The 12,510-nt window shown below is 40.1% G+C and carries 15 protein-coding genes; 12 read left to right on the top strand and 3 right to left on the bottom strand.

The window, feature by feature from the left end; all coding sequences use genetic code 11:
* The first annotated feature begins 9 nt into the window (after positions 1-9).
* On the top strand, positions 10-2,034 hold the full coding sequence (recG, locus tag AC6I1H_RS00830) for an ATP-dependent DNA helicase RecG (RefSeq protein WP_497739174.1): 2,025 nt from the start codon (positions 10-12) through the stop codon (positions 2,032-2,034).
* A 92-nt stretch (positions 2,035-2,126) separates the two neighbouring features.
* On the top strand, positions 2,127-2,351 hold the full coding sequence (locus AC6I1H_RS00825) for an alpha/beta-type small acid-soluble spore protein (RefSeq protein ID WP_497739173.1): 225 nt from the start codon (positions 2,127-2,129) through the stop codon (positions 2,349-2,351).
* 193 nt (positions 2,352-2,544) lie between these two features.
* On the opposite strand, the gene tnpA is transcribed toward AC6I1H_RS00825, so the two are convergent.
* Positions 2,545-3,018: an IS200/IS605 family transposase gene (gene tnpA / locus AC6I1H_RS00820; RefSeq protein WP_497739172.1), complete on the bottom strand. Its 474-nt coding sequence runs from the start codon at positions 3,016-3,018 to the stop codon at positions 2,545-2,547.
* A gap of 331 nt (positions 3,019-3,349) precedes the next feature.
* On the opposite strand from tnpA, the gene rsmD reads away from it, so the two are divergent.
* Genes rsmD through AC6I1H_RS00805 form a run of 3 tightly spaced genes read left to right on the top strand, consistent with a single transcriptional unit; the run spans position 3,350 to position 4,850 of the window.
* Positions 3,350-3,904: a 16S rRNA (guanine(966)-N(2))-methyltransferase RsmD gene (gene rsmD / locus AC6I1H_RS00815; protein WP_497739171.1), complete on the top strand. Its 555-nt coding sequence runs from the start codon at positions 3,350-3,352 to the stop codon at positions 3,902-3,904.
* On the top strand, positions 3,901-4,383 hold the full coding sequence (gene coaD, locus AC6I1H_RS00810; protein WP_497739170.1) for a pantetheine-phosphate adenylyltransferase: 483 nt from the start codon (positions 3,901-3,903) through the stop codon (positions 4,381-4,383). The genes rsmD and coaD overlap by 4 nt, the downstream gene beginning before the upstream one ends.
* A 20-nt stretch (positions 4,384-4,403) precedes the next feature.
* Positions 4,404-4,850: an ATP synthase subunit B family protein gene (locus AC6I1H_RS00805; RefSeq protein ID WP_497739169.1), complete on the top strand. Its 447-nt coding sequence runs from the start codon at positions 4,404-4,406 to the stop codon at positions 4,848-4,850.
* On the opposite strand, the gene ylbJ is transcribed toward AC6I1H_RS00805, so the two are convergent.
* The gene (gene ylbJ / locus AC6I1H_RS00800) at positions 4,851-6,107 is read right to left on the bottom strand and encodes a sporulation integral membrane protein YlbJ (RefSeq protein ID WP_497739168.1); all 1,257 of its coding nucleotides are present in this window, start codon (positions 6,105-6,107) and stop codon (positions 4,851-4,853) included.
* Positions 6,108-6,199: 92 nt separating this feature from the next.
* Between ylbJ and AC6I1H_RS00795 the strand changes: the two genes are divergently transcribed.
* From AC6I1H_RS00795 to AC6I1H_RS00785, 3 genes are read left to right on the top strand one after another with little or no spacing between them, the layout of a single operon-like run.
* Positions 6,200-6,772, top strand: a complete 573-nt coding sequence (locus AC6I1H_RS00795; protein ID WP_497739167.1) for a patatin-like phospholipase family protein — start codon at positions 6,200-6,202, stop codon at positions 6,770-6,772.
* Positions 6,773-6,818: 46 nt separating this feature from the next.
* A complete protein-coding gene (locus AC6I1H_RS00790) occupies positions 6,819-6,989 on the top strand; it encodes a hypothetical protein (RefSeq protein WP_497739166.1) in 171 nt (56 codons plus the stop codon).
* Entirely contained in the window at positions 6,979-7,986 is a 1,008-nt protein-coding gene (locus AC6I1H_RS00785) for a YlbL family protein (RefSeq protein ID WP_497739165.1), read from the top strand. The genes AC6I1H_RS00790 and AC6I1H_RS00785 overlap by 11 nt, the downstream gene beginning before the upstream one ends.
* Here AC6I1H_RS00785 and AC6I1H_RS00780 read toward each other — a convergent pair.
* The gene (locus tag AC6I1H_RS00780; RefSeq protein WP_497739164.1) at positions 7,978-9,225 is read right to left on the bottom strand and encodes a nucleotidyltransferase; all 1,248 of its coding nucleotides are present in this window, start codon (positions 9,223-9,225) and stop codon (positions 7,978-7,980) included. The two genes, AC6I1H_RS00785 and AC6I1H_RS00780, sit on opposite strands and share 9 nt — an antisense overlap.
* Positions 9,226-9,433: 208 nt before the next feature.
* On the opposite strand from AC6I1H_RS00780, the gene pta reads away from it, so the two are divergent.
* From pta to rpmF, 4 genes are all read left to right on the top strand, one after another.
* Complete coding sequence (gene pta / locus AC6I1H_RS00775; RefSeq protein ID WP_497739163.1) at positions 9,434-10,426, top strand: phosphate acetyltransferase; 993 nt, start codon at positions 9,434-9,436, stop codon at positions 10,424-10,426.
* A 55-nt stretch (positions 10,427-10,481) separates the two neighbouring features.
* Complete coding sequence (locus AC6I1H_RS00770) at positions 10,482-11,672, top strand: acetate/propionate family kinase (protein ID WP_497739162.1); 1,191 nt, start codon at positions 10,482-10,484, stop codon at positions 11,670-11,672.
* A gap of 94 nt (positions 11,673-11,766) precedes the next feature.
* Positions 11,767-12,273, top strand: coding sequence for a YceD family protein (locus AC6I1H_RS00765; protein WP_497739161.1), 507 nt, complete (start codon positions 11,767-11,769; stop codon positions 12,271-12,273).
* Positions 12,274-12,290: 17 nt separating this feature from the next.
* The gene (gene rpmF / locus AC6I1H_RS00760; protein WP_497739160.1) at positions 12,291-12,473 is read left to right on the top strand and encodes a 50S ribosomal protein L32; all 183 of its coding nucleotides are present in this window, start codon (positions 12,291-12,293) and stop codon (positions 12,471-12,473) included.
* Positions 12,474-12,510: the final 37 nt, after the last annotated feature.

Below are 12,510 nucleotides of genomic sequence, written 5' to 3'. Positions count from 1 at the left end.
TGGTCCTTTTTGAATTTATTATCCGAAATAAAAACAATAAAGGGAGTAGGTCCTGCAAGGGCTGCAATGTTGGAAAAATTGGGAATAAAAACTATCGAGGATGCTTTGTTTTTTTTCCCCAGAGACTATCTTGACCTGACTCCTTTAAATTTTTCTCAAGGAAGCGAGGAAAAAGCGGGCACTTTTCCCTGCATAGTTACGGATTCAGCCGTAGAGAAAAAGGCAAAGTCTGGAATCCGCATTACTCTGGTTCCGGTATTTGACGGAAAAAATAAGGGTCATGCGGTTTTTTTCAATCAGCCGTACATAAAAAATAGTTTTCGGCGGGGCGACAGGATTATATTAACAGGTAAAGTCAGGAAAAATTATGGTGAATATGAGATAATAAATCCGGAATGGCGAAGATTTGATGAGCTTCCCATTGAATTTGACAGAATCTGTCCCGTGTATTCTCTGACAAAAGGGCTTTCCCAAAAAGTTTTAAGAAAGATTATGAAAAAAATTTTAAGAGAGTGCTCCGAAATACCTGAAATTTTACCCGACGAAATTATTGAAAGGTTTGAGCTTATCTCCAGAAAAGAAGCTTTAAAGAATATTCACTTTCCACGAAGTTTTAAAATGCTGGAAAAATCCCGTGACAGGTTCATTTTTGAAGAAATTCTTTTGTTTCAACTGGCAATGGTACAAACCCGACGAGAATTAGCCGGCGATAGGAGGATAAATATATATGTGGATCTTGATATAAACCCAATTCTTTCCACTCTTCCTTTTACGCTTACGACCGGTCAGCGGAAAGTCATAGAGGAGATAATAAGTGATTTGAAAAGCGGGCAAAACATGAACAGGCTCATTCAGGGCGATGTGGGTTCCGGCAAGACAGTAGTCGCCTGTATAGCACTGTACCTGGCAGTAAAGAACGGCCTGCAGGGGGCATTTATGGTTCCCACGGAAATCCTGGCTGAACAGCATTTTATGACATTGAAAAAGTTATTGAGCCCGCATGGAATAAAAGTGGACATATTGAAGGGTGGAATGACCGGGGATGAACGGACGGGCATTCTGAAAGATTTAAAAACCGGCAGAACCGGGGTGGTTGTGGGAACCCATGCTATAATAGAGCGTGATGTAGAATTTTTCAGACTTGGAATGGTAATAACCGACGAACAGCACAGATTTGGCGTAAAACAAAGGCGAGAACTGGTCAAAAAGGGGCATCACCCCGATATTCTCGTGATGAGTGCCACACCTATTCCCAGGACTCTGGCTCTTGTATTGTACAGCGATCTTGATATTTCTATCATAGATACAATTCCTTCCGGCCGTCAAAAAGTTGATACATATGTGGTTGGAAATGATATGAGAAAAAGAGTTTATGATTTTATGATTCGGGAAATAGAGAAAAATCATCAAGCGTATGTGGTATGTCCTGCCGTGGAAGAGAACGAACTGAACGTTTCAAATGTCGAAGATCTGTGTATAAAACTTAAAAAGGAGTACCCGACTCTAAAAATTCAAATATTGCATGGGAAAATGAAAAATGAAGAAAAAGATAGAATAATAAAGGATTTTCTTTCAAAAAAAATTCAGGTCCTGATATCTACCACTGTAGTTGAAGTGGGTGTAGATGTGCCAGATGCCACATTGATGATAATAGAAAATGCCGAAAGGTTTGGCATGGCTCAGCTGCATCAGTTGAGAGGTCGGGTAGGCCGCAGCAATTTAAAATCTTACTGCATTTTGATATCCGATTCAAAGGAAGAAACCGCCAGGGCCCGATTAAATTATCTGATGAAATGTCATGACGGTTTTGAAATATCCCGGAAAGACCTTGAATTAAGAGGGCCGGGAGAATTTTTTGGGGTAAAACAGCATGGTTTTTTTGAATTAAAACTTGCAAATCATATTATGGATTTCAAACTGCTGGAAAGTATAAAAATGCTTGCTGTGGATATCGTAGAAAAAGAGAAACTGTCGTCGCCGGAATATAAACAACTGGCTGAATTATTAAAAGAGAAAATATTTAAAAAAATTTAAATGCACTGATTGGCTTGAAAGGTATATTGTTCTAGTATATAGACTTTTACTCGGGTTATATTATAAGTACGATAGTAAAGGAGGTGACAAAGATGGCATTAGGACAAAAGAGAAATAAACTGGTCATTCCCGAAGCCAACAAGGCCATGGAGCAATTTAAATCGGAAATTGCAAGAGAAGTTGGAATCACAACTCCTGCCGACGGCTACTGGGGCAACTATTCCTCAAGGGATTGTGGCGCTGTCGGAGGCCACATGGTGAGAAGAATGATTGAGGACTATGAAAGGCGTTTGAGTGGTGGAGGCACAACTCAATAAAATAGAAACAAAAAGAACAGACTCGATTTTTTTTGAGTCTGTTCTTTTTGTTTCTATTTAAAAATAATCATCACCACCCGCTTAGCGGGTGGTTTGCACTAGCCCTATAAGGGCATTTACTGGCTGAGCCTTAAGGCTCGTTGAATGGTCTGCCAACCGCGTATTTTTTCAGGCTGCCCCTAAAGGGGCATTTTTATTTTTTGCCTTTGTTTACCGGCTCACCCGTAAACGGGTCAATGTATTCTTTTAAACTTATTTGGTCATTTGCTATATCTTCCTGTAACTGGTTCTTGATATATTCTTCTATTGCCTTTTTATTGCGACCCACTGTATCTACATAGTATCCTCTGCACCAAAATTGTCGATTCCCATACTTATATTTCAAATTTGCATGTCTATCAAATATCATCAGTGAACTTTTTCCCTTCAAATATCCCATAAACTGTGCTACACTTATTTTAGGTGGAATACTTACCAACATGTGTATGTGATCTTTACAGGCATTTGCTTCTATTATTTCCACACCCTTGTATTCACATAGTTTCCTTAGTATTTTTCCTATATCAGTCTTTATTTTTCCATATATTACTTGTCTTCGATACTTCGGTGCGAATACTATGTGATATTTACAATTCCATTTGGTATGTGATAAACTTTCATTATCCATTTTGGATAACCTCCTTTGTTTTGATGCGGTTGACAGACCTGCATCTATTCTAACAAAGGAGGTTTTTTATTTCTACTTATAGCTATAAGCTTTTTGGAACCACCTGCATAGCAGGTGGTTTTCGTTATACAAAAATAAATGCCGGCAGCAATACTGCCGGCATTGGGAGAGGAGAAACCGGAGGAAGAGCTTATGGGGAAAGTTTATTACGTTAATATTATTTACAAAAATAAAGATATTATACAATGGTGACCAAAAATTTTTTATTCGTTTTAAAGAAGTGTATTATATGTTAAAATATATAAAGAAATGGTAATAGGTGGCGTATTTGATGAGAATCACAGGAGGAATACATCGCGGCAGAAAAATTAAATCACCCCGGGGGACAACAACCAGACCCACGCCGGAAATGGTCAGGGAAGCTCTTTTTAATATTTTGAACCGTAAGGTTGTGGGAAGCAGATTTCTTGATGCCTATGCGGGAACAGGCGCAGTTGGCATTGAAGCTTTGAGCAGGGGGGCCGATTTTGCGGTTTTTATAGAAAAAGACTATACCGCCTGCAAAGTGATAAATGAAAATATTACAAATCTGAATTTGATGGATAAGGCCCTGGTTTTATGTTCTGGTGTTATAGAAAGTATGAAAAAACTGGAGAAAAAAGTTGAATCTTTTGATATAATTTTTTTGGATCCGCCCTATTATAAGAACGAAATAGCTTTATGTCTCGATTTTTTACAGCATTCCAGCATTTTAAAACCTGATTCAACTGTTATTATTCAACATGCATGGGACATCTCATTCGAATATAACGGCTTTAAGAAAATAAAGCAAAAAAAATACGGCAAGACAATTATGTCTTTTCTAATGAAGGAGGAAAAATTGTGAGTGTAGCCATATATCCAGGGAGTTTTGATCCGATTACTTACGGTCATTTAGATATTATAGAAAGGAGTGCAAAATTCTTCGACGTTTTAATTGTGGCCGTTTTATCGAATCCGCAAAAACAGCCTCTATTTACTGCAGAAGAAAGGATAATAATGATCAGGGATTCCGTAAAACATATTCCCAACGTAGAAGTGGAAAGTTTCCAGGGTCTTCTTGTAGATTTCGCCAGAATAAAAAAGGCGAGGATAATAATAAAAGGTCTCAGAGCGGTTTCGGATTTTGAATATGAACTTCAAATGGCCCTTATGAATAAAAAACTCGATGATTATATTGAAACATTTTTCATGATGACCAGTGCAAAATACTCGTATCTTTCTTCCAGTGTAGTAAAAGAGGTGGCGAGATTCGGAGGGTGTGTCCGGGATCTTGTGCCGACCGCAGTGGAAACTCAACTAAAGAAAAAATTTTTACCAAAATAAATAATACTGGGGGTTATTCAATGGAGTATTTCAAAATAATTGAACAAATCCGGGAAATCATAAATTCGGCGTCCAAAATTCCTTTTTCCGGCAAGGTTGTAGTTGACCAGACGCAAATGTTGGATCTAATCGATGAAATTTTAAGAGTATTGCCAGATGATTTAAAAAAAGCTCGGCGGATAATTGAAGAACGTCAGCAGATTTTGGTAGAGGCACAGAAAGAAGGTGAAATGATAATAAAAGAAGCTAAAAACCACATTGAAAAAATGGTGAATCAGGAAGAAATAACAAAATTGGCCAGAGAAAAATCCGAACAGATTCTTTCAAATGCGAAACAGACTGCTAGGGAGATCCGGACAGGAGCCAATGAATATGCCGATGAAGTTCTGGGCCAGCTGGAACAACACCTGGAAAATGTGCTGGAAACCGTAAGAAAAGGAAGGGAAGAATTGAGACAAAAGAGATGATCATTTTTTAATTACTTTAAAACCCACGATGTCGAAACCTTTCAATAGATGAATAAAAACCGATATAAATAAAATCAGGATAAAAAGCAATACGAAAAATTGTGATGAAATCTTAAATATGAAGATCCAGTTTTGCGAAGCGGGCTGGTATGCGGCGGTAAAAACAGGCAAAACAAGTGAACTCGATTCGATTGGTAATACCATTAAAATATAAGTTACTATTCCAGCAAGAACAGCGTGTAATATTCTGGCTATTATATAAGGAGCGATTCGAATGTCCGTATCGCTTACCATGCTTATAACCTGAAAATGAACTGAAAGGCCGCTCCATGCAATTATACTGCCGGCTATAATCACTCTATGCAATAAAGGAGCGCTGGCGCTACTTGCCAGTTTGGCGCCGAGAGTAATTTCAAAGATACCGCTTAAAACGGCGGGGGAAAGATTTGCATTTAATCCCAAGAAGTTTAGAATTATGTTTATTACAGGGCATAACAGATTTATGAATCCCGCCACTGTCACTATTCTGATTATAACGGAAAAAAGTATGATGAATCCAAGAATTAGAAGCATGGAATTAATGGAGTCTTTTATACAATCTCCCAATAATCGGCCAAAAGGCCTGTTGTCTTCTTTTCGAGCTCTTAAAAGTTCCCGGGTGGCTTTTAACAAAATACTCTCCCGCATATTTTTCGATGCAACGGAAGGGGTTATTTCGGCTTTTGGAGCATAAAAACGCATGATGATGCCAAGCAAAACCGCTGAAATATAATGGGACAGAGCAATTATGGAGCCCAGCCTTACATCCTTGAACATCCCTACGGCCACCGCCCCTACCATGAACAGAGGGTCGGCCGTGTTTGTAAAAGACATGAGACGTTCCGCTTCCCGCTCATTGCATAGCTTTCGTTTTACAAGTTTACCTGTGAGCATGGCCCCCACTGGATATCCGCTGGCAAGGCCCATAGCCATAACAAAAGACCCGACTCCCGGGACATTAAAGAGCGGCCTCATAAAGGGCTCGAGGAGAACACCCATAAAATGAACCACGCCGAGGCCCATTAAAAGTTGAGAACCTATGAAAAATGGCAGTAAAGCCGGGAGAACCACGTTGAACCAGACGTCGAGTCCCTGGACCGCAGCATCGAAGGCGTCATCGGGATATCTGACAATGGATATGGTTATGATTACTGCGAGTGCTGGAAGAAATAATTGATATAATTTGGAAAAATTTTTTCTGGATATTTTTGAGCTCATATTTAGGCCTCCCAAGTGTAATTTTCTTTTATTTTTATATATAATATATATTGCTGAGGGGGACTTAATATTCTTATGAGGTGAGCATACTGATGGAAAGGCCAATCATAGGTCTGGCGCTTGGCTCCGGCGCAGCAAAAGGTTATGCCCATATCGGGGTATTGCAGGTGCTTGAGCGAGAAAAAATTCCGATTGATCTTATTGTGGGTTCAAGCATAGGGAGTTTGATAGGAGCTCTATATGCGGCAGGAATAAGTCCAATCATGCTGGAACGTCTGGCTTATCAGATCCGCAGGAGAAATTGGATAGATATTTCAGTTCCCAAAAAGGGTCTTATTGCCGGGAACAAAATTGAAGCAATCCTAAAACTGTTAACAAAAAACTTAAATTTTGACCAACTCAGGATTCCGCTTGGAGTAGTAGCTACTGATCTTTGCACAAGACAGGTCATATTGATAAAAGATGGCAATGTGGCGTCTGCGGTCAGAGCCAGTATAGCGATACCGGGTATATTCTGCCCAGTAGAGGTAAATGGAAAGGTGCTGGTAGATGGAGGGGTGCTGGAAAGAGTTCCCGCTAGCATGGCCAGGGCAATGGGAGCCGATTTTGTAATAGGTGTTGAATTGGGTTTTAGCGACTATTTGCCGGCCAAAAAACATTTATGATGTAATTATACAAACCTTTGATGTGATGGGAAGAGAAATACAGAATTTGAAACAATATGATTGCGATGTTTTGATATGTCCCAATCTTTCGGATGTGGATAGCCTTGCTTTTAATAAAGTGAGAAAATGTATTATTGAGGGTCGTAAGGCTGCTGAGGAAGCTCTGCCACAGATTTTGAATAATATAGGAAGGAAGGTCGGCACCTTTGAGAAGTAATTTTTTTAAGCGGTATTTACGCATAATTATTATAACAGTAATAGTACTTCTGGCAGCAAACTACTATTTGAGCAATAATTACAGCATAATAGCCCCGGGTATAACAGTGGATCTAAAGAATATTGTGACAGTAGAAAATGGTTCTAAAGATGAAAAGGGTTCTTTTTTTTTGACGACGGTATCCAGCAGGTCGTTGAATATACCTCTTTTACTTATAGCAGCCGTTGACCCATATATAAATATTGAAAAAAAAGAACAGATGATACCCCAGGGCTGGGATATGAAACAGTATATGGATTACATGAAAAGGTGGATGGACGAAAGTCAGAAGATAGCGGAAGTTGTGGCACTAAAAAAAGCGGGCTACAATCCCATTATCCGGGGAGACGGGGCTCAGGTGGTGGAAATAATGCCGGAAAGCCCTGCCAGAAATCAAATTTTTCCGGGAGATATAATAAAAAAAATTGATGGGGAAAAGATAAGTCTGGCGGATGAAATGGTAAAAAAGGTAACAGCGCACAAAGTGGGAGAAAAAGTAAATCTCGAGATTGAAAGAAAAGGCAAGCTTTTGGAGATATCGGTACCAACAATAGAGAGCGTCAGTGAAAAAGGCAAAGCTGTTATTGGGGTATATATAACCACTTTGAACTGGAAGCCGATTTTACCAATCAATATTCAAATCAATACGGGAGATATCGGCGGTCCTTCGGCCGGAAGCATGTTTGCTCTTGAGATATTAAATCAGCTTTTGCCTGAAGACCTTACAAAAGGTCACAGGATAGCCGGCACAGGCACCATCAGCCTTGACGGGGAAATAGGAGAGATAGGCGGAGTTCAGCAAAAAGTCGTAGCCGCTCACCGTGACGGAGCCGAGATATTTTTTGCTCCAGAAAAGAATGCGGCGGATGCTGAAAAAGCTGCCAAAAATCTGGGAATAAAAGTGGTATCCGTAAAGAAGCTGGATGATATTTTAAGTTATCTTTCGAAGTTAAATTAAAAGTATTTTCCTGTAAAAATCGGCCCCACCTTTTCTGAAGGTTTGATTTTTAAAAGCCAGGGCATATATGTCCGAGGCGAGTAAATCGATTTCAAACATTTGCAATGCACTGCAATCCAGGTCTTTATAGTCCGAAGCCCTGGTTATAATCGGAAGTGAAGACCTGGCTTTTATTTGCCTGAGAATCTTCGAACCCTTTGAATTAAATCCGAGTATCCTGAAATATAAAGGAGTTCTGGTGGAAACAATATCCTTTCTTATACCAAGCAAAATATGAATGAGCACCCTTTTGATCTTAGTTTGAGTATATCGCCGTGTTTTTGTTTGCTGTACAAGCTGTTCAATGTTTTCACTGTTTTTTGCAGCTTTTTTGAGTCTGTTTTCCAGACCTTCATTTATGTCAAAAAAAGCTGTCAAATCCTGTGCCGCCATACGGCGCAGGAGATATAGCAGGATGGTATCAAAATCCTCGGGGAACACGGGACCGCGGCCTGATTCGATTTCTTTCCGCATGATTTTCAAGCAAAAATCAGGTACGTTTTTTGCCAGAATGTTCCACAATTCCGGTTGATTGTCCTTGAGTGCTTTTCTGATGGCAGTTGCGCTGGAGTAATTTTCTTCCAGATTTTGATCGTTGTAACCTCCGCCTTTCCTTATGACGGGAAAGAAGGAAAACTCCGCGTTTATCTTCGCAGCGGCCTTTATATACTCCAGAGCAAGTATGGAGTTGGGCATTTTCAACATTTTTGATACAATCCTCACATCAGAACATCGGTCGTTTACACTAAAAAATTCTTCAATTGCCTTTTGTCTGGCTATTGGAAAGGACAAGCCGTGTTTGAGATACTTTTTTATCAATTTCTTTAAAAATGCAGGTTCCTGTGCCAAAAGTTTACCCAGTGAAAAAAACTCTTTTTCATTGAATTGTTCCACGCCGAAACTTAGAATATTTATCATACCTGTATTACAAAGGAGCCTGACGGCGCTTTCCGCAAAAATTTCAGCCGTGGATGCCGCAAAACATACGGGAAGTTCTACAACTAGGTCTGCACCGGCATGCAAAGCCATTTCAGCCCTTGCCCATTTATCAAAAATAGCGGGTTCGCCCCTCTGGACAAAATTACCGCTCATTACGCATATTATGCCGTCAGGGTTTAATTGTGACTTTATTTGACTAATATGGTACAGATGCCCATTGTGAAAGGGGTTATACTCAGCGATAATTCCAACTATTTTCATATATTGCCTCCAAACTTGAATTAAATCTATTATATAACAAAAAAAATTTTTTATTAAGAAGGAAATTTAAATTTTATATCGAAATGTTCTCTTTGTGCTATACGCAATTGTTTTTTGGAGGTGTTCTGTATCGAATAAATATATTTGTCGGGCAGAAACTAACATAAGAACTTTAAGAAAACAAGTTTTTTAAGAGAGGAGTTTAAAAATGGATTTAATAGAAAAAATCAGAAAACGTGCTAGAGGCACCAACAAGACTATTGTTCTTGCAGAAGGCATTGAAGAGCGAACACTCAAAGCTGCAGAGGTTATCAAAAAGGAGAATATAGCAAAGACCATACTGCTGGGAGATGAAAAGAAAATAAAGGAATTATCAGAAGGGAAATATGACATTTCTGGCATTGAGATAATAGATCCCCGGACATCTCCAAAAACTGAAGAATATGCAGCGCTTTTATATGAATTGAGAAAACAAAAAGGCATGACCCTTGAAAAAGCAGCCGATTTAGCCAAAGATCCCATATGGTATGGCACTTTGATGGTAAAAAGCGGGGATGTGGATGGTATGGTGGCAGGCGCTATTACAGCCACGGCAGATCTTTTCAGGCCGGCTTTTCAGATTATAAAGACTGCTCCCGGGATAGGAGTTGTATCCAGCGCGTTTATGATGATAGTACCGGACTGCGAATATGGCTCAAACGGAATATTTTTATTTGCCGACTGCGCCATTAATCCCAACCCTGATGCGAAGCAACTCGCTGAAATTGCCATATCTTCGGCAAAGACATGGAAGGCTTTGATGGACGATGAGCCACGCATTGCCATGCTGTCTTTTTCAACAAGAGGCAGTGCCCAGCATGAAATGGTGGATAAAGTGGTTGAGGCCACCAGAATCGTAAAGGAACAGGCGCCGGATCTAATGGTTGACGGCGAACTGCAGGCTGATGCGGCACTGGTTCCAAGAGTGGCTAAGACAAAAGCTCCTGACAGCAAATTGGCAGGTCATGCGAACATTTTGATATTCCCTGAACTGGAGGCCGGCAACATCGGATATAAACTGGTGCAGCGCCTGGCTAAAGCTGAAGCGGTCGGTCCCATCAGCCAGGGATTGGCAATGCCTATAAATGATCTGTCTCGCGGATGCAGCGCCGAGGACATAGTGAATGTGGTCGCAATAACAGCTTTGCAGGCCTGCAATTGAAAATGATGCGGGATGAGGAAGCGGAAATTTAAAAATTTTTTAGGGAGGTTTTCACTTGAAAGTTCTGGTTATAAATTGCGGCAGTTCATCATTGAAATATCAGCTTTTCAATATGGAAAATCAATCTGTGCTGGCAAAAGGTATTGTGGAAAGAATTGGCCTTGAAGGCGGCATGCTCAAGCATCAACCCGCTGACAAACAAAAGGTTGAAATATCTGAAAACATACCCAATCATAAAGTCGCGGTAAAAATGATGCTGGATGCCCTGCTGGACAGAAGCTACGGAGTTATTAATACTGTCTCTGAAATTACTGCAGTAGGGCACAGAGTGGTACACGGCGCGGAGAGATTTTCCGGTTCTGTAAAGATAAACGATGAAGTCATCAATGTTCTAAAAGAATGTATAGCCATCGCACCGCTTCACAATCCGCCAAACATTATAGGAATAGAGGCGGTAAGGGAACTTCTTCCGGATGTCCCAATGGTTGGCGTGTTCGATACGGCTTTTCATCAGACCATGCCGGAATATGCATATATTTATGGCGTCCCATATGATTTGTATAAGAAATATTCCATTAGAAGATACGGTTTCCATGGCACTTCTCACAGATATGTATCCATGAGAGCTGCAAAATTTCTGAACAAACCTATAGAAAATTTAAAGATTGTCACTTTGCACCTCGGCAATGGTTCAAGTATAACTGCAGTCAAAAACGGCAAATCGGTGGACAATAGCATGGGCTTTACACCTCTTGAGGGCATAGTAATGGGTACTCGCTGCGGAAGCATCGATCCTGCAATTGTGCCTTTTATCATAGAAAAGGAAGGAATAGCACCTGAAAAAATAAATGATTATTTGAACAAGAAGTGCGGAGTGCTGGGGATTTCCGGCGTCAGCAGCGATTTTAGAGATATAGAGGAGGCTGCGGCTTCAGGGAATAAAAGAGCGAAATTGGCTTTGGACATATTCGCATATCAGGCCAAAAAATATATAGGTTCTTACGCTGCGGCAATGAACGGATTGGATGTTATAGTGTTTACTGGGGGTATTGGCGAAAATTCCATCAATATGCGAAAGATGATATGTGAAAATATGGACTATTTTGGCATACGTATTGATGATATAAGAAACAATATTAGAGGAAAAGAGGCAGATATCTCTGCCGATGACAGCAAAACCCGCGTCCTGGTTATACCGACCAACGAAGAATTGATGATAGCTCTGGATACAGTTTCCCTTATTTAATACAGATGCATTCTGCAGCAGTCGTTATAAATTTTCTTGACATAAAGAATGCGCGTATATATAATAGTTGTTGATGCTTTTGAGGTGAGTTCAGGTGAGGTTGTCTTTAGCAAGGGTAAAACAATCAGAAGGAAATGTGATAGACTTTAATTTTGAAGAAAATATAAATCATATTAAAATAAAGCGGGAAAATGTACATTTTGTCGAACCCGTGAGAGTCGAAGGCAGAGTAGAAAATTTAGGAAGTCGGATTTTGGAAGTCCGGGGTTTGATAAGAACAGCTGTGGAATATCCTTGCTTTAGATGCCTTACAAAGACAAGGGTGAATTTAAACTTAAGTTTTAGTATTAAGTTCAGCGATATTCCTATCGAATCCCATGAAGATGAAACTATAGCGTTTTCGGGGGATGAGATAGAACTTACGCCATATATATTAGATGAGATATTGCTGAATTGGCCCGGTCAAATACTTTGCAGACCTGACTGCAAGGGAATTTGTCCGCACTGTGGCGCTAATTTGAACAAAACAAGTTGTAGTTGTAGGGAAGAGAATACGGATCCCCGGCTGGCAGTTTTAAAAAATTTGTTGAAAAGGGATTAGATTGAGGAGGTGCAATAATGGCAAATCCTAAGCACAGGACATCAAAGTCAAGAAGGGATATGAGAAGAAGCCATTGGAAATTGACCGTTCCGGCTTTTGCGGAGTGTCCCCAGTGCCATCAACCAAAGCTACCCCATCGGGTATGCCCGAACTGCGGTTATTATAAAAATCGCGAGGTACTGAAAGTTGAAGCTAAATAAGGTCGAAACCCCCGCTTGAAAGAAGCGGGGGTTGATT

The organism is Biomaibacter sp. TOL (assembly GCF_059717795.1).
Note: the sequence above shows the minus strand (reverse complement) of the source record. Positions and strands in the feature narration are given on the sequence as shown.